At 63.3% G+C, this 16,944-nt stretch carries 13 protein-coding genes; 4 read left to right on the top strand and 9 right to left on the bottom strand.

Annotated elements, in window-relative coordinates; genetic code table 11:
* The first annotated feature begins 103 nt into the window (after nucleotides 1–103).
* The 4 genes from N4Q37_RS21245 (at nucleotide 104) to N4Q37_RS21260 (ending at nucleotide 6,427) form a co-directional block, all read left to right on the top strand.
* A complete protein-coding gene (locus N4Q37_RS21245; RefSeq protein ID WP_260961663.1) occupies nucleotides 104–1,213 on the top strand; it encodes an efflux RND transporter periplasmic adaptor subunit in 1,110 nt (369 codons plus the stop codon).
* Nucleotides 1,210–4,311 carry a multidrug efflux RND transporter permease subunit gene (locus N4Q37_RS21250; RefSeq protein WP_260961573.1) on the top strand — a complete coding sequence of 1,034 codons (3,102 nt, stop codon included), beginning with the start codon at nucleotides 1,210–1,212 and terminating at the stop codon, nucleotides 4,309–4,311. The genes N4Q37_RS21245 and N4Q37_RS21250 overlap by 4 nt, the downstream gene beginning before the upstream one ends.
* 244 nt (nucleotides 4,312–4,555) lie before the next feature.
* Nucleotides 4,556–6,052, top strand: a complete 1,497-nt coding sequence (locus N4Q37_RS21255) for a sensor domain-containing diguanylate cyclase (protein WP_260961574.1) — start codon at nucleotides 4,556–4,558, stop codon at nucleotides 6,050–6,052.
* 198 nt (nucleotides 6,053–6,250) lie between these two features.
* Nucleotides 6,251–6,427 carry a hypothetical protein gene (locus N4Q37_RS21260; protein ID WP_260961671.1) on the top strand — a complete coding sequence of 59 codons (177 nt, stop codon included), beginning with the start codon at nucleotides 6,251–6,253 and terminating at the stop codon, nucleotides 6,425–6,427.
* A 19-nt stretch (nucleotides 6,428–6,446) separates the two neighbouring features.
* Here the strand turns inward: N4Q37_RS21260 and lpxC are convergent, their stop codons facing one another.
* The 9 genes from lpxC to murD all read right to left on the bottom strand — a co-directional run bounded on the left by lpxC (nucleotide 6,447) and on the right by murD (nucleotide 16,942).
* Complete coding sequence (lpxC, locus tag N4Q37_RS21265; RefSeq protein WP_030139673.1) at nucleotides 6,447–7,358, bottom strand: UDP-3-O-acyl-N-acetylglucosamine deacetylase; 912 nt, start codon at nucleotides 7,356–7,358, stop codon at nucleotides 6,447–6,449.
* A 112-nt stretch (nucleotides 7,359–7,470) separates the two neighbouring features.
* Nucleotides 7,471–8,664: a cell division protein FtsZ gene (gene ftsZ / locus N4Q37_RS21270; protein ID WP_053149736.1), complete on the bottom strand. Its 1,194-nt coding sequence runs from the start codon at nucleotides 8,662–8,664 to the stop codon at nucleotides 7,471–7,473.
* 97 nt (nucleotides 8,665–8,761) lie between these two features.
* A complete protein-coding gene (gene ftsA / locus N4Q37_RS21275; protein ID WP_003205342.1) occupies nucleotides 8,762–10,021 on the bottom strand; it encodes a cell division protein FtsA in 1,260 nt (419 codons plus the stop codon).
* A gap of 15 nt (nucleotides 10,022–10,036) precedes the next feature.
* Entirely contained in the window at nucleotides 10,037–10,903 is an 867-nt protein-coding gene (locus tag N4Q37_RS21280; RefSeq protein ID WP_260961577.1) for a cell division protein FtsQ/DivIB, read from the bottom strand.
* Nucleotides 10,904–10,906: 3 nt separating this feature from the next.
* Nucleotides 10,907–11,872 (bottom strand): D-alanine--D-alanine ligase, encoded by a 966-nt coding sequence (locus N4Q37_RS21285; RefSeq protein WP_260961578.1) that lies wholly within the window; start codon nucleotides 11,870–11,872, stop codon nucleotides 10,907–10,909.
* Entirely contained in the window at nucleotides 11,869–13,329 is a 1,461-nt protein-coding gene (gene murC, locus N4Q37_RS21290; RefSeq protein WP_260961579.1) for a UDP-N-acetylmuramate--L-alanine ligase, read from the bottom strand. Before murC ends, N4Q37_RS21285 begins: the two co-directional genes overlap by 4 nt.
* Entirely contained in the window at nucleotides 13,322–14,392 is a 1,071-nt protein-coding gene (murG, locus tag N4Q37_RS21295) for an undecaprenyldiphospho-muramoylpentapeptide beta-N-acetylglucosaminyltransferase (protein ID WP_260961580.1), read from the bottom strand. The genes murC and murG overlap by 8 nt, the downstream gene beginning before the upstream one ends.
* Nucleotides 14,382–15,599: a putative lipid II flippase FtsW gene (gene ftsW, locus N4Q37_RS21300; protein ID WP_390897952.1), complete on the bottom strand. Its 1,218-nt coding sequence runs from the start codon at nucleotides 15,597–15,599 to the stop codon at nucleotides 14,382–14,384. The genes murG and ftsW overlap by 11 nt, the downstream gene beginning before the upstream one ends.
* Nucleotides 15,596–16,942, bottom strand: a complete 1,347-nt coding sequence (gene murD / locus N4Q37_RS21305; RefSeq protein WP_260961581.1) for a UDP-N-acetylmuramoyl-L-alanine--D-glutamate ligase — start codon at nucleotides 16,940–16,942, stop codon at nucleotides 15,596–15,598. The genes ftsW and murD overlap by 4 nt, the downstream gene beginning before the upstream one ends.
* Nucleotides 16,943–16,944 lie beyond the last annotated feature (2 nt).

Consider the following 16,944-nt stretch of genomic DNA (forward strand, 5'->3'; position numbering starts at 1 on the left):
TGATGGCCTCCGAAAACAAAACACCCTGCGAAAGCGTAGCCCTCGCAGGGTGTGGGGGTGACCATCTCATTAAACCGTCCTGTTCGTTGCGCTGTCGCTTGCCCTGGTGGCCCTGGTCCTCTGGCTTGTCCTGAAACCTGCCCCAGCACGGCCCGGCACCGCCAGCGCCATTCCGGTACGCGTCGCCAGCGTGGAGCAAAAGGACGTCCCCCGCTTTGCCAGCAGCATCGGCACGGTACTGTCGATGCACAGCGTGGTGATCCGTCCACAGATCGACGGCATCCTCACGCGACTGCTGGTCAAGGAAGGACAATGGGTCAAGAAGGGAGACCTGCTGGCAACCATCGATGACCGCTCGATCCGTGCCAGCCTCGACCAGGCCACGGCCCAGCTCGGCGAGAGCCAGGCACAGTTGGCGGTGGCCCAGGTCAACCTCAAACGCTACAAATTGCTCAGTGTCGATGACGGCGTCTCGAAGCAGACCTACGACCAGCAACAGGCACTGGTCAACCAGCTCAAGGCCACGGCCCAGGGCAACCAGGCCGCCATCGACGCCGCGCAGGTGCAACTGTCCTACACCCAGATCCGCTCCCCCGTGGCCGGTCGCGTCGGCATTCGCAACGTAGACGAAGGCAACTTCCTGCGCACTGGCGACAGCGAAGGCCTGTTCACCGTGACCCAGATCGATCCGATCGCCGTGGAGTTCTCCTTGCCCCAGCAGATGCTGCCCACCTTGCAGCGCCTGATCGCCGCCCCCGACCGAGCCTTGGTCAAGGCCTACATCGGTGCCGACGGCAACACCGGGGAATTGCTCGGCGAGGGCCACCTGAGCCTGATCGACAACCAGATCAACCCCAACACAGGGACCCTGCGGGCCAAGGCTGAATTCGACAACGCCGCGCAACGGCTGTGGCCTGGGCAACTGGTGACGCTGAAGATCCAGACCGCCCTCGACAAAAACGCCCTGGTGGTTCCACCGACCGTGGTCCAGCGCGGGCTGGAGCAGCACTTCGTGTACCGGGTCAAGGGTGACACGGTGGAGAGCGTGCCGGTGACGATGGTTTACCAGGACAGCGACCTGCACATCATCAAGGGAGTGAACGCTGGCGACCAATTGGTGAGCGATGGTCAGTCGCGGCTCAAGCCGGGCAGCCATGTCCAGGTGCTCAGTGATCCACCCGCCCTGACCAAGACCTCGGAGTCGCAACCGTGAAGGGCCGGGGTTCGGTTTCGGCGTGGTGCATCGACCACCCCATCGCCACGGTGCTGCTGACGTTCGCCCTGGTCTTGTTGGGGTTGATCGCGTTTCCCCGCCTCCCCGTCGCGCCGTTGCCGGAGGCGGAATTCCCCACCATCCAGGTCAATGCCCAGTTGCCTGGTGCCAGTCCCGAGACCATGGCCTCGTCGGTGGCGACGCCGCTGGAAGTGCAATTCAGCGCCATTCCCGGCATCACCCAGATGACTTCCAGCAGTGCCCTGGGCTCGACCAACCTGATCCTGCAATTCAGCCTCGACAAAAGCATCGACACCGCCGCCCAGGAAGTCCAGGCAGCCATCAACACCGCCGCCGGCAAGCTGCCCAAGGACATGCCGAACCTGCCGACCTGGCGCAAGGTCAACCCCGCCGACAGCCCCGTGCTGATCCTCAGTATCAGCTCCAGCCTGATGCCCGGCACCGAACTGAGTGACTACGTCGAAACACTGCTCGCCCGTCAGATCAGCCAGATCGACGGCGTAGGGCAAATCTACATCACCGGCCAGCAACGTCCGGCGATCCGGGTCCAGGCCTCGGCCGACCGCCTCGCGGCCATGGGCCTGACCCTGGCGGACATCCGCATCGCGCTGCAACAGGCCAGCCTCAACCTGGCCAAGGGCGCCTTGTACGGGGACTCGAGCGTTTCCACGCTGTCCACCAACGATCAACTGTTCCAACCCGAGGAGTACGGCGAGCTGATCGTGGCCTACAAGAACGGCGCACCGGTCCACCTCAAGGACATTGCAACGGTCGTCAACGGTTCGGAAAACGCCTACGTCCAGGCCTGGTCCGACGATGAACCCGGGGTCAACCTGGTCATCTTCCGACAGCCCGGCGCCAACATCGTCGAGACCGTCGACCGCGTCCAGGCGGCCTTGCCCACCCTGCAAGCGATGCTGCCCGCGGCCGTGCAGGTCAAGGTGCTGATCGACCGTACCCAGACCATCCGCGCCTCCCTGCACGAGGTGGAAATCACCCTGTTGATCGCGGTGCTGCTGGTGGTCGCGGTGATGGCGCTGTTCCTGCGCCAGCTCTCGGCAACCCTGATCGTCTCGGCGGTGCTGGGAGTATCGCTGACCGCCAGTTGTGCGCTGATGTACCTGATGGGTTTCAGCCTGAACAACCTGACCCTGGTGGCAATCGTCATTTCGGTGGGGTTCGTGGTGGACGACGCCATCGTGGTAGTGGAGAACATCCATCGTCACCTGGAGGCCGGCGACGGCATGCGCGAGGCGGCGATCAAGGGCGCCGGCGAGATTGGCTTTACCGTGGTCTCCATCAGTTTTTCCCTGGTGGCCGCGTTCATTCCGCTGCTGTTCATGGGCGGCGTGGTCGGGCGGCTGTTCAAGGAGTTTGCCCTGACCGCCACCTCGACCATCCTGGTCTCCGTCGTGGTATCGCTGACCCTGGCGCCGACCCTGGCGGCGTTGTTCATGCGTGCCCCGGTGCACCCTGCCCACGCCAAGCCGGGGTTCGGCGACCGCCTGCTGGGCGGCTATGAACGTGGCCTGCGCCAGGCCCTGGCCCACCAGAAAATAATGATCGGGGTATTCGGCCTGACCCTGGCGCTGGCGGTGGTGGGCTACGTGTTCATCCCCAAGGGCTTCTTCCCGGTACAGGACACCGGCCTGGTGCTGGGCACCAGCGAAGCCGCCGCCGACGTCTCGTTCCCGGACATGGTAGCCAAGCACAAGGCCCTGGCTGAAATCGTCGCCGCCGACCCGGCGGTGCAGACGTTCTCCCACTCCGTCGGTGTCTCGGGCAACAACCAGACCATCGCCAACGGCCGCTTCTGGATCGCCCTAAAGCCCCGCAGCGAGCGTGACGTATCGGCCAGCGGCTTCATCGACCGGATCCGCCCCAAGCTGCTGAAGATCCCGGGCGTGGTGCTGTACCTTCGCGCCGGGCAAGACATCAACCTCAGCTCCGGCCCCAGCCGCGCCCAGTACCAATATGTGCTCAAGAGCAACGACGGGCCGAGCCTCAATGCCTGGACGCAAAAACTCACCGACAAGCTGCGCGGCAACCCGGCGCTGCGTGACATCTCCAACGACCTGCAACTGGGCGGCAGCATCACCCACATCAACATCGACCGCAGCGCGGCGGCGCGCTTCGGCCTCACCGCCAGCGATGTCGACCAGGCCCTGTACGATGCCTTCGGCCAGCGGCAGATCAATGAATTCCAGACCGAGACCAACCAGTACAACGTGATCCTGGAACTCGACACCCGCCAGCGCGGCAAGGCCGAGAGCCTGGCGTACTTCTACCTGCGCTCGCCGCTGAGCGGGGAGATGGTGCCGCTCTCGGCCCTCGCTCGCTTCGACCCACCGAGCAACGGCCCGCTGTCCATTGCCCACGACGGTATGTTCCCGGCCGCCAACCTGTCGTTCAACCTGGCGCCCGGCGTGGCACTCGGGGACGCGGTGCGCATCCTCGACCAGGCGAAGAACGAGATCGGCATGCCGGCCGCCATCAGCGGTAACTTCCAGGGCGCGGCCCAGGCATTCCAGAGTTCCCTGGCCAGCCAGCCGTGGTTGATCCTGGCCGCGCTGGTGGCGGTGTACATCATCCTGGGGGTGCTCTACGAGAGTTTCGTGCATCCGCTGACGATCATTTCGACGCTGCCCTCGGCCGGCCTCGGCGCCTTGATCATGCTCTGGCTGCTGGGCCAGGACTTTTCGATCATGGCACTGATCGGGTTGGTGCTGCTGATCGGCATCGTCAAGAAGAACGGCATCCTGATGATCGACTTCGCCCTCGACGCCCAGCGCGACAAGGGGATGACGCCCCAGGAAGCGATTTTCCAGGCGTGCCTGACCAGGTTCCGACCGATCATGATGACCACCCTCGCCGCCCTGCTCGGCGCCCTGCCGCTGATGCTCGGCTATGGGGCTGGCGCGGAGTTGCGCCAGCCCCTGGGCATTGCGGTGGTGGGCGGCCTACTGGTGAGCCAGGCACTGACGCTGTTCACCACCCCAATCATCTACTTGTGGCTGGAGCGACTGTTCCATCGACCCGGCCACCATCCCGAAGCTGCGCCGGCGACCACAGACTGAGCCGGGGTCACATGCGTAAAAGGTTGGCCCTATTCCCCGGTTGAATGCCAGGCGAAAGCCAAATGGATCATCATCCACAAACCGCAGCCCTCGGCGGCGCCTACCGGGTTATCGCGCAAACACTGATTGCCCGCTCTCACCGATCCAAGCACAATTCCAGCAAAAGGCCAGCATCTGGTTCAGTGCCGGTTGTGCAGCCCTTGGGAGCGATCCCAGCCAAATGACATACGCAGACATCAGTACCATGAGCGCGAGCAGTGCGACACCCGGCATCACCCCGCTTCCGGCACCTTCGGAACGAGTCCTCGTGCTGGCCAGCTCATTGGTTGTCATCGCCATCCTGAGCATCGTGACCTTCCTGCTGATTCGCGAACAGGCCGCCGCCCAACAGGCCGCAACGCGTGCGGCCAGCAATATCGTGCAACTGATTGACGCCGACGTACTGCGCAATGTCGAACTCTACGACCTGTCGGTGCAAGGTTTGCTCGCCGCGGCAAAACGCGACGACCTCAAGGATGTTTCTCCAGCCATCCGTCACCTGGCCTACTTCGACCGCGCCACCGCCGCCCCCTATAAAGGCGACATCCTGCTGCTCGACAAAAATGGTGATGTGGTGGCGGACTCTGCCTCCGAGGTACCCCGCAAGGGCAACTACGCTGATCGGGAGTATTTCCAGTCCCATGTCCTCGATCCAAGCCCGGACATGAAAATCAGCCCACCGTTTCGCGCCAGGAGCGGCGAACACGACTGGCGCATCAGCTTCAGCCGCCGCTGGAGCGATGAACAGGGTGAATTCAAGGGTGTGGCCGAGTCCGCGATGCGCCTGAGTTACTTCAGCCAGTTGTTCAAAAGCCTCAACGTGGGCCATGGCGGCTCGGTCAACCTGATCAGTCGCGACGGCATCCTATTGGCACAGGAGCCGCCCGTGGCGGCGGACCTGATCGGCAAGGACTTCAGCAACCGACCGAATTTCGTACGCATCCTGCGCGAAGGCAACGGCAGTTTCACCGCCCTGTCGAGCCGTGATCAGCAACTGCGTCTGTATACCTTCTCCCAAGTCGGCGACTTGCCATTGATCGTCGTGGTGGCGCTTTCTGCCCAGGAAGTGTTTGCCTCCTGGCAACGCACCGCCCTGCTGGTCAGTGGCGCAACGGGCGCATTGTGCATCGGCCTGCTGTGGCTGACCTGGCTGCTGCGCCGCGAACTGAGGCGCCGCCACATTGCCGAACAGGAACTGGCCAAACTGGCGTCCATCGACGCGTTGACGGGGCTGGCCAACCGGCGAACCCTGGATGAAACCCTGCAACAGGAATGGCTGCGCGCCCAACGTTCCGGCCAGCCGCTGTCGATCCTGATGATCGATGCGGACCACTTCAAGGCGTTCAACGATCGTCATGGTCATCAGGTCGGTGACGAGGCCTTGCGTAACCTGGCCCAGCTGATCAGCGAACACGTGCGTCGGCCGGCCGACCTGGCGGCACGTTACGGTGGCGAGGAGTTCTCCGTTGTACTGCCGGAGACCACTACTGCGGGGGCGTTCAGCATGGCCCAGGCGATTCGCGAAGCGGTGGAACAATTGCCTCCCGTCCACCCCGGGGAGGCGCCCATGACCGTCAGCATTGGCATTGCCACCTGGGTTAACGGGCCTTATGAGGAGCTCAAGCAATTGTTGTTTGCGGCGGACAAGGCGTTGTATCAGGCCAAGGCCAGTGGGCGGAATCGGGTGGTTTGTGCGATGTGATGTGGTTTTTTTTGGGGGGTGGGAGTGTATATCCGTTGCTGCGATAACGGCCACTTAGGGTTCCGCCCTGACGGCGGGTCACTTTTGATAAAGCGCAAAAGTAACCAAAACGCTTTGCCCCACCACTCGGCACCTCGCCGAGGCTCGGTGTTCCCTCACTCCGGCATTGCTCCGTGGGCCCGCCGCGAAGAGCCATCCATGGCCCAGCGCGGCTATCCCGGCATCCATGCCGGGATGCCCACTGCGCAATGCCTGCGTTCGGCCAGCGTGGTTGATGGGGCGTTGAGATCAAAAGCAAAAGCAAAAGCAAAAAGCCGGCAAACCCACCACCATAATCAGCCCCATAAAAAAGGGCCACCCGAAGGCAGCCCTTAAAAACTAGAGAGGTTTTTGCCTACACGGCCGCTACAGGGCGCATGTAGGAGATTGGTGCGGTGCTGGCATCTTCGAACGTCACGACTTCCCAAGCATCTTTCTGCTCAATCAACTTGCGCAGCAGCTGGTTGTTCAGTGCATGGCCGGACTTGAAGCCCTTGAACTCACCAATCAGGCTGTTGCCCAGCAGGTAGAGGTCACCAATTGCATCGAGGATCTTGTGCTTGACGAATTCGTCTTCATAACGAAGGCCGTCTTCGTTCAACACGCCATCGGAATCGACCACGATCGCGTTTTCAACGCTGCCGCCGAGTGCGAGGTTGTGCTTGCGCAGGTACTCGATGTCACTCATGAAACCAAAGGTACGGGCGCGGCTGACTTCTTTTACGAACGAAGTGCTGGAAAAGTCCACGCTTGCACTTTGGGTGCGGTCCCGGAAAACCGGGTGATCGAAATCGATCTCGAAACTCACCTTGAAACCTTCGAAAGGGACGAAAGTGGCGCGCTTGTCGCCATCTTCCACGGTCACTTCCCGCAGGATGCGGATGAATTTCTTGGCCGCGTCCTGCTCTTCCAGGCCAGCCGATTGAATCAGGAATACGAAGGGTCCGGCACTGCCATCCATGATCGGGACTTCGGACGCGGAGAGCTCGACGTAGGCGTTATCGATGCCCAGGCCAGCCATGGCCGAGAGCAAATGCTCCACCGTGTCCACTTTGGTGTCACCGTTGACCAGTGTGGTCGACATAGTGGTTTCACCAACGTTTTCCGCGCGAGCAGGGATCTGCACCACAGGGTCGAGGTCGGCACGACAAAACACGATGCCGGTATCGACAGGTGCGGGCTTGAGGGTCAGGTAGACCTTCTCGCCGGAGTGCAGGCCGACACCTGTGGCACGGATAATATTCTTCAGGGTGCGTTGTTTAATCATGGCATGGGCCGCTTCAGCGCAAATTGCGAACTGGTATCAACAAAGGCTGGCGATGATAGCAGACCAGACCTTTGCTGAACACCAATCACCCGTATCCCCCTGATGCATTTCATCAATCGGCCTGACGACGCAGGAAAGCCGGGATATCCAGGTAATCCAGATCGTCTTGCGGATTCATCTTCGCGGCAGTCGCAGCACCGGCCTGGGCCTGGTTGCGCATGACGGTCGGACGGTCCAGGTCACGGTAGTTCACCGCAGGCTGTTCCTGACGAACGGGAGCTTGTTGCTGTGGCTGTGAAGCCATGGCGGTTTGGACGGTGTTGTCGATCACCTTCATCGGTTTCTCGATTTTCGCGCCCAGGCCGGTGGCAACCACGGTCACGTGCAACTCGTCGCGCATGTCCGGATCGATCACAGTGCCGACCTTGACCATCGCGTGATCGGAAGCGAACGCCTCGATGATGCTACCCACGTCGGAGTACTCGCCCAGGGACAGGTCGGGACCGGCGGTGATGTTCACCAGGATGCCCCGAGCGCCTTGCAGGTTGACGTCTTCGAGCAGCGGGTTGCGAATGGCCGCTTCAGTGGCCTCGCGCGCACGGTTCGGACCGCTGGCGCAGCCGGTGCCCATCATCGCCATGCCCATTTCGGACATCACGGTGCGTACGTCGGCGAAGTCGACGTTGATCATGCCCGGACGCTTGATGATGTCGGAGATACCGCGAACGGCACCGGCCAGTACATCGTCAGCCTTGGCGAACGCCGACAGCAGGCTTGCGTCTTTACCGAGGATGGTCAGCAGTTTCTCGTTGGGAATGGTGATCAACGAGTCGACGCTGTCGCTCAGCGCGCGGATGCCTTCGTCGGCGATCTGCATGCGCTTGCGGCCTTCGAACGGGAACGGACGGGTCACCACTGCAACGGTGAGGATGCCCATTTCCTTGGCCACTTCGGCAATGATCGGCGCCGCACCGGTACCGGTACCGCCGCCCATGCCCGTGGTGATGAACACCATGTTGGTGCCGGCCAGGACTTCAGCGATGCGCTCGCGATCTTCCAGGGCAGCCTGGCGGCCGACCTCGGGATTCGCGCCGGCACCCAGGCCCTTGGTCACGCCGGTACCCAGTTGCAGGATGGTCCGCGCGCCGATGTTCTTCAGCGCTTGAGCATCGGTGTTGGCGCAGATGAACTCGACGCCTTCGATGTTGCTCTTGACCATGTGGTTGACAGCGTTGCCGCCGCCACCGCCGACACCGATTACCTTGATAACCGGGCTGGCGGGGATGTTGTCTACGAGTTCGAACATTTTCCCTCTCCTTTCATTCTCTAGTTTTTTCGCCTACTGCGTTTGTTGCCGTCTTCCAGCGCAGGCCTGAAACCTGCCGCCTGAAGCTTGAAACCTTTTAGAAATTGCCTTTCACCCAGGCCTGGAGCCGCTCGAACAACGGAGCCTTGGGCTCGTCACTGCTGTAGCTGTCGCGACTGCCGATTCCGGAGAACGAGATCCCGTCGGACTGTTTCTGCAAGCCGTACATCAACAGGCCCACACCTGTGGAATAGATCGGGTTGCGGACCACGTCGTCCAGGCCCTTGACGCCATGGGGCACGCCCAGGCGCACCGGCATGTGGAAGATCTCCTCGGCCAGCTCGACCGCGCCTTCCATCTTCGAGGTACCGCCGGTCAGCACGATGCCGGCCGGGATCAGGTCTTCGTAGCCGCTGCGACGCAGCTCGGCCTGGATCAGCGTGAACAGCTCGTCGTAACGTGGCTCGACCACTTCGGCCAGGGCCTGGCGCGACAGTTCGCGCGGTGGACGGTCGCCCACGCTCGGCACCTTGATGGTTTCGCCGGCACCGGCCAGTTTCGCCAGGGCGCAGGCGTAGCGGATCTTGATTTCCTCGGCGTACTGGGTCGGGGTGCGCAACGCCATGGCGATGTCGTTGGTCACCTGGTCGCCCGCAATCGGGATCACCGCCGTGTGGCGGATGGCGCCCTCGGTGAAGATCGCGATGTCGGTCGTACCGCCGCCGATGTCCACCAGGCACACGCCCAGCTCTTTCTCGTCGTCGGTCAGCACCGAGTAGGCCGAAGCCAGTTGCTCAAGGATGATGTCGTCGATTTCCAGGCCGCAGCGGCGCACGCATTTCTCGATGTTCTGGGCGGCGTTCACCGCGCAGGTGACCACGTGGACCTTGGCCTCCAGACGCACGCCGGACATGCCCAGGGGCTCACGCACGCCTTCCTGGTTATCGATCACGTAGTCCTGCGGCAGGGTGTGCAGCACCCGCTGGTCGGCCGGGATCGCCACAGCCTGGGCCGCGTCGAGCACGCGCTCGAGGTCGGCGGAGCTGACTTCGCGATCGCGGATCGCCACGATGCCGTGGGAGTTCAGGCTGCGGATGTGATTGCCCGCCACGCCGACGAACGCCGAGTGAATCCGGCAGCCGGCCATCAGCTGCGCTTCTTCGATGGCGCGCTGGATCGATTGCACGGTGGACTCGATGTTCACCACCACGCCTTTTTTCAAGCCACGGGACGGGTGCGTACCGATCCCGACGATGACCAGCGTGCCGTCGTCCGCGACCTCGCCTACCAGCGCAACCACCTTGGAAGTGCCGATATCCAGACCGACGATCATTTTTCCGCTTTGCACGTTTGCCATGGGTCCTGCCTCTTCTTAATTCTTCGCGACGGCGGGTGCGGCCGTCGACGGCGCAACAGGTTCGCGCCAGCCAACAGCCAGGCCGTTGGCGTAGCGCAGATCGATGCGCGCAATGTTCGTAAACTGTTCTTTGAGCGTCTTGTCGTAGATGGCAATGAAGCGGCGCATCTTTTCCACCAGGTTGCCGCGCCCGAGCAGCAGCTCGACGCCCGGCCCCGAGCTGCCAGCGCCCGTGGTCAGGAACCAGCTGCCGCGCTCACGCAGCTCCAGGCGCGCGATGGAGAAACCCAACGGCCGCAGCATCTGGCTCAACACCTGGTATTGCTGCATCACTTGCTGCTGGGCCCGCTGAGGGCCGAACAACTGTGGCAGATGTTCATAGTTGGCCAGTTCCCTTGGCGTGAATGCCTGGCCCTGGTTGTTCAACAGCGACTCGTCGCCCCAACGGGCCACCGGCAGTTGTTCTTCCAGGCGGATCGACACCTGGTCCGGCCATACCCGGCGGACTTCGGCGTGGGCGATCCAGGGCATCTGTTCCAGCTCCGTGCGCATGCCGGCCAGGTCGATGGTGAAAAAGCTCGACGCCACATAAGGGGCGATCCGCTGTTGCACCGCCTGCTGGCTGATGTAGCTCAAGTCGCCCTGGACGTTGATCCGGGCGATCGGCCGGTCGGCATACGGCAGCAACCGCTGGGCACCTTCATAGGTGCCGAATCCCAACGCCACCAGCAGCACCGGCCAGAACAGGCTTTTGAGAAAACCAAAATTGGCTTTCGGCAAGCGCGCCGACATCGGCTCCTTGGCCACCATTCGGCTGGCACCCCGCGGCACCGGCTTGCGACCGGGTGCGGATGGCTGATGACGAAGCGATGCGCCTTGCATGGCTTAACCTCTTGGCTCTTGCTGGCCGACACTGGCCGCCAGGATCGACAGCACCAGTTGCTGGAAATCCAGGCCGGCGGCACGGGCTGCCATCGGTACCAGGCTGTGATCGGTCATGCCGGGAGCGGTGTTGACTTCCAGGAACCAGAACTGCCCGTCGGCGTCCTGCATCACGTCCGCACGGCCCCAACCGGCAATACCCAACGCCTCACAGGCCTTGGCCGTGAGGTCCATCAGTTGTTTTTCCTTGGCGGCGTCCAGCCCGCAGGGAATGCGGTACTGGGTATCGTTGGCCAGGTACTTGGCGTCGTAGTCGTAGAACGTGTGGGGGGTGCCCAGCGCAATCGGGGGCAAGACCTGGTCACGCAGGATGGCTATGGTGAACTCGGGACCACTGATCCACTGTTCGACCAACACTTGCGAATCGTAGGAACTGGCGTCTTTCCATGCCGCGGTCAACTCAGGCAGCGAATTCACTTTCGCCATGCCGATACTTGAACCTTCATGGGCCGGTTTGACGATCAAAGGGAAGCCCAGTTCCGTGGCCGCCGAAATACAATCGGCCTCGGATGCCAGCACGGCGTGACGCGGCGTCGGAATACCGAGGCTGTGCCAGACCTGCTTGGTGCGCAGCTTGTCCATCGCCAGGGCCGAGGCCAGGATGCCACTGCCGGTGTAGGGAATGCCTAGGCATTCGAGCAGGCCTTGCATACTGCCGTCTTCACCGCCACGGCCATGGAGAATGATGAACGCACGGTCGATCTTTTCGTTGAGCAGGCGTTGCAGCAGATCGTCGCCCACGTCGATGCCGAAGGCGTCGACACCGGCGCTTTGCAAGGCTTGCAGCACAGCGTTGCCGGACTTGAGGGACACCTCGCGCTCGGCGCTCTTGCCACCGAACAGCACGGCGACGCGGCCGAAGGCTTTCGGGTCGAGGGTCGAGGCCAGGTTGGCGTAGGCAGCAGTCATTTCAGTTTCCCCGCGCTCGGAGCTGCGACAGCTCCGGCGAATAACGGACTATTCAACAGTTTCGGGGCCAGGCCACCGATGTCACCGGCGCCCTGGCAGAGCAGGATGTCACCGGCGCGCAGCAGCGGCTTGACCAGCGGCGCGAGGTCCACACCGCGCTCGATGTAGATCGGGTCCAGTTGACCGCGCTGGCGGATGCTGTGGCACAGCTGACGGCTGTCGGCGCCCGGGATCGGCTCTTCGCCGGCCGGATAGACTTCCATCAACAGCAGCACGTTGGCGTCGGTCAGCACCTGGACGAAATCGTCGTACAGGTCGCGGGTGCGGCTGTAGCGATGCGGCTGGTAGACCATCACCAGGCGGCGCTCCGGCCAGCCACCGCGCACGGCCTTGATCACCGCCGCGACTTCGGTCGGGTGGTGGCCGTAGTCGTCCACCAACATCACGCTACCGCCGTCCACCGGCAGTTCGCCGTAGACCTGGAAGCGCCGGCCCACGCCCTGGAACCCGGACAAGCCCTGGACGATGGCTTCATCGCTGACGCCTTCATCGGTGGCGATGCAGATGGTGGCCAGTGCATTGAGCACGTTGTGGTTGCCCGGCATGTTCACCGACACCTCCAACGGCTCGCGATCCGGACGCAGTACGGTGAAGAAGGTCTGCATGCCTTGCTGGCGCACGTTGATGGCGCGCACGTCGGCCTCTTCGCCAAAGCCGTAGGTCACGGTCGGGCGCTTGACCAGCGGCAGGATCTCGCGCACCACCGGATCGTCCAGGCACACCACCGCCAACCCGTAGAACGGCAGGTTGTGCAGGAACTCGACGAAGGTTTTCTTCAATTTGTTGAAGTCGCCGTCGTAGGTCGCCATGTGGTCGGCGTCGATGTTCGTGACCACGGCCACCAGCGGTTGCAGGTGCAGGAAACTGGCATCGCTTTCGTCGGCTTCGGCGATCAGGTAGCGACTGGTGCCCAGTTGGGCATTGGTACCCGCGGCATTCAGGCGACCACCGATCACGAAGGTCGGGTCCAGGCCACCGGAAGCGAACACCGAGGCGATCAGGCTGGTGGTGGTGGTCTTGCCGTGGGTGCCGGCGACGGCGATGCCATGGCGATAACGCATCAGTTCGGCCAGCATCTCGGCCCGCGGCACCACCGGAATGCGGCGTTCCAGGGCGGTGGCGACTTCCGGGTTGGAGGTGTTCACGGCACTGGAAACCACCAGCACGTCGGCATTAGCGGCGTTCTCGGCACGGTGACCGATAAAGATCTGCGCGCCGAAGGACTCCAGGCGCTCGGTGACCGGCGAAGCCTTCAGGTCGGAGCCGGAAACCTGGTAGCCCAGGTTCAGCAACACCTCGGCGATCCCGCACATACCCACGCCGCCGATGCCGACGAAGTGGATGCGGCGGATACGGCGCATTTCCGGTTGTGGCATGGCTTTGCGATTCTCAACCATGGGCCACCTCCAGGCAGGTATCGACCACTTGGGCCGTGGCATCGGGTTTGGCCAGGCGGCGCGCGGCGCGGGCCATGTCTTCAAGTCGTTGCGGCTGCATCAAAACCTCTGTCAGGCGGGCGGCAAGATCCGCGGCGCCAGTCGTTCTTTGCGGCATCAGGAAGGCAGCGCCTTCGCGGGCCAAATAATCGGCGTTGCGGGTCTGGTGATCGTCGATGGCGTGGGGCAATGGCACCAGCATCGAGGGCAGACCGGCGGCAGCCAGTTCGCTGATGGTCAATGCGCCTGCGCGGCACACCACCAGGTCGGCCCAGCCATACGCCTGGGCCATGTCTTTGATGAAAGGCTGCACTTGCGCCTCGACGCCTGCGGCGCGGTAGCGCTCGGCGGTCACTTCATCGTGGTGCTTGCCGGCCTGGTGAAACACGTCCGGACGCAGTTCGGGGGCGACCTGCGACAGGGCTTCGGGCAGCAATTTGTTCAACGGTTCTGCCCCCAGGCTTCCACCCAGGATCAGCAAACGCGCCTTGCGTCCGGCCAGGGCCGGGCGCGGTGTCTCGAGGAACAGCTCGGAGCGCACCGGATTACCGGTGGTACGCCGGCTGCCCGACAGGGTAAAGGTGTCGGGGAAGGCTTCACAGACCCGGGCGGCCAACGGCACCAGTAACCGATTGGCGGTACCGGCCACGGCGTTCTGCTCGTGCACGATCACCGGCACGCCGGCCAGTTTTGCCGCAACCCCGCCAGGACCGGTCACATAACCGCCAAACCCCACCACGCAGACCGGCCGCAACCGGCGGATGATCGCCCGCGCCTGCCAGACCGACTTGAGCAGCATCAACGGTGCCTTGAGCAGCGACAGCTTGCCTTTGCCCCGCAGACCACTGGCGTTGATCCGATGCAGTTCCAGCCCGGCACCCGGCACCAATTCATTCTCGATACCCCGTGGCGTGCCCAGCCAGTGCACGGTATAGCCGCGCGCCTGGAACTCGCGGGCGCAGGCCAACGCCGGGAATACATGCCCGCCGGTCCCGCCGGCCATGATCAGCACGTTAGCGCCCATGAGTCGGCTCCTCGGCGAAGTCGCTCTCGTGGAATTCCATTTCTTCGCTGCCCAGGTGGGTTCGACTCTCCCATTCGATGCGCAACAACAACCCCAGGCAGGCACAGCAGATCACCAGGGAGCTGCCGCCATAGCTGAGGAACGGCAAGGTCAGGCCCTTGGTCGGCAACAGGCCGACGTTCACGCCGATGTTGATCAGGAACTGGCCGATCCACAGGAACGACAGGCCATAGGCCACATAGGCCGCGAAAAACTGCTTGGCCTTCTCGGCCCACAAGCCGATGTACATGCCACGCACGCAGACGAATACGAACAGGGCCACGGTGCACAACGAGCCGACCACGCCCAGCTCCTCGGCCAGGACCGAGAACACGAAGTCGGTGTGGGCTTCGGGCAGGTAGAACTGTTTCTGCACGCTGTTGCCCAGCCCCACGCCCAGCCATTCGCCGCGACCGAAAGCGATCAGCGCCTGGGTCAGTTGATAGCCGGAGCCGAACTGGTCGGCCCACGGGTCGGTAAAGGTGATCAGGCGCGCCATCCGATAGGGTTGGGCCTGGACCAGTACCGTGACCGCCGCCACCGCCAGCGCCACCATCAGGATGAAGCGGAACAGCCCGACGCCGCCGAGGAACAACATGGCCGCCGCCGCGCCCATCATCACGACCGTGGCGCCGAAGTCCGGCTCCATCAGCAACAGGCCCGCCATCGGCAGCAGCACGATGAACGGCTTGAAGAAACCCATCCAGCTTTCGCGCACTTCTTTCTGGCGCCGCACCAGGTAACCGGCGAGGAAGAGCACCACGAACACCTTGGCGATTTCCGAAGGCTGTACGTTGAAGAAACTGAAGCCGATCCAACGCATCGAACCGTTGACCTCGCGGCCAATACCCGGCACCAGCACCATCACCAACAGGCCGAAGGCACCGAGCAGCATCATCCAGCCCATGCGCTGCCATGTGGCGATCGGCACCATCATGGTGACCACGCACGCGCCCAGGCCGAGCACCAGGTAAATCAGGTGGCGGATCATGTGGTAAAGCGTGTTGCCCGACTGCACGGCGGCCACTTCCGACGAGGCGGAGGTGATCATCACCAGACCCAGTCCGAGCAGGGCCAGGCAACCGGCGAGCATCGGGAAATCCAGGTCGATGCCGCGTCCGGTGATCAACGGCGACGGATACGGCTTGATGATGTTTCTCAAGCTCATGCCAAGTCCTCCGCTGCCCGGGCGAACAACTGCCCACGCTCTTCGTAGTTCTTGAACATGTCCAGGCTGGCGCAAGCCGGCGACAACAGCACCGCGTCGCCCGGTTGCGCGAGGGCGCGGCACTGCTGCACCGCTTCGTCCAGCGAGCCGACGCGCACCAGCGGCACGGCATCGCCCAGGGCCTGGGCGATCAATTCACGGTCGCGGCCCATCAGCACCACGGCACGGCAGTTGGCCGCCACCGGGTCGCGCAGGTCCTTGAAGTCGGCGCCCTTGCCGTCGCCACCGGCGATCAGCACGAGTTTGCCGTCGATGTCCGCGCCCAAGCCTTCGATGGCCGCCAGCGCAGCACCGACGTTGGTGGCCTTGGAATCGTTGTACCAGGCCACGCCATCAAGGTCGCGTACCCACTGGCAGCGATGCTCGAGGCCGGCGAAGATGCGCAGGGCCGACAGCATGGCGTCAAATGGCAGACCGACCGCGTGCCCCAGGGCCAGGGCCGCCAGGGCGTTGGCCTGGTTGTGGGCGCCACGGATCTTCAGTTCGCGCACCGGCATCAGGTTCTGGAATTCGAAGGCCAGGTACTTCTCGCCGTTCTCATCGCGCAAGCCGAAGCCCTTGAAGTCCGGAACACTCAGGCCGAAGGACCAGCACGGCTGGTTCTCGGCCAGCAGCGGACGGGTCAGCGCGTCCTGGCGGTTGAACACCACCTGCCGGGCCCCACGGAAGATCCGGTGCTTGGCCAGGTGGTACGCCGGCAGGCCGCTGTAGCGGTCCATGTGGTCTTCGCTGATGTTGAGCACGGTCGCCACTTCGGCACCCAGGTCATGGGTGGTCTCGAGCTGGAAGCTAGACAGCTCCATCACGTACAACTCGACGTCATCGCTGAGCAAATCCAGCGCCGGGGTGCCGAGGTTGCCGCCCACGGCGACGCGCTTGCCAGCCGCCGCCGCCATCTCGCCCACCAGGGTGGTGACGGTGCTCTTGGCATTGGAACCGCTGATGGCAATGATCGGCGCCTTGGCGTTACGCGCGAACAGCTCGATATCACCGGACAATTTCACGCCACGGGCCGCGGCAGCCTGCAGGGCCGGGGTCGCCAGGGCCAGGCCGGGACTCACGTAGAGCTCATCGGCGCGGCACAGGAACTCGACGTCCAGCTCGCCACAACGCACATCCACCTGTGGATAGTCACGCCGCAGCGTGGCCAGCTCAGGTGGATTTTCCCGCGTATCGGCGACGGCAAACGACACGCCCCGGCTCGCCAGGAAGCGAACCAGGGACATACCGCTCTTGCCGAGGCCGACAACGATGCGGAAGTGGTCAGAAGCGATCAGGGACACTC

The sequence above is a fragment of the Pseudomonas citri genome, from assembly GCF_025336485.1.
Classification (GTDB): domain Bacteria; phylum Pseudomonadota; class Gammaproteobacteria; order Pseudomonadales; family Pseudomonadaceae; genus Aquipseudomonas; species Aquipseudomonas citri.

Bases quoted from the DNA above. Each gene is read 5' to 3' on its own strand.
- ftsA (WP_003205342.1), bottom strand. From the start codon at position 10,021: ATGGCAAACGTGCAAAGCGGAAAAATGATCGTCGGTCTGGATATCGGC.
- N4Q37_RS21285 (WP_260961578.1), bottom strand. From the start codon at position 11,872: ATGACTGCTGCCTACGCCAACCTGGCCTCGACCCTCGACCCGAAAGCC.
- ftsZ (WP_053149736.1), bottom strand. From the start codon at position 8,664: ATGTTCGAACTCGTAGACAACATCCCCGCCAGCCCGGTTATCAAGGTA.
- lpxC (WP_030139673.1), bottom strand. From the start codon at position 7,358: ATGATTAAACAACGCACCCTGAAGAATATTATCCGTGCCACAGGTGTC.
- murC (WP_260961579.1), bottom strand. From the start codon at position 13,329: ATGGTTGAGAATCGCAAAGCCATGCCACAACCGGAAATGCGCCGTATC.
- N4Q37_RS21255 (WP_260961574.1), top strand. From the start codon at position 4,556: ATGAGCGCGAGCAGTGCGACACCCGGCATCACCCCGCTTCCGGCACCT.
- N4Q37_RS21280 (WP_260961577.1), bottom strand. From the start codon at position 10,903: ATGCAAGGCGCATCGCTTCGTCATCAGCCATCCGCACCCGGTCGCAAG.
- N4Q37_RS21260 (WP_260961671.1), top strand. From the start codon at position 6,251: ATGGCCCAGCGCGGCTATCCCGGCATCCATGCCGGGATGCCCACTGCG.
- murG (WP_260961580.1), bottom strand. From the start codon at position 14,392: ATGGGCGCTAACGTGCTGATCATGGCCGGCGGGACCGGCGGGCATGTA.
- ftsW (WP_390897952.1), bottom strand. From the start codon at position 15,599: ATGAGCTTGAGAAACATCATCAAGCCGTATCCGTCGCCGTTGATCACC.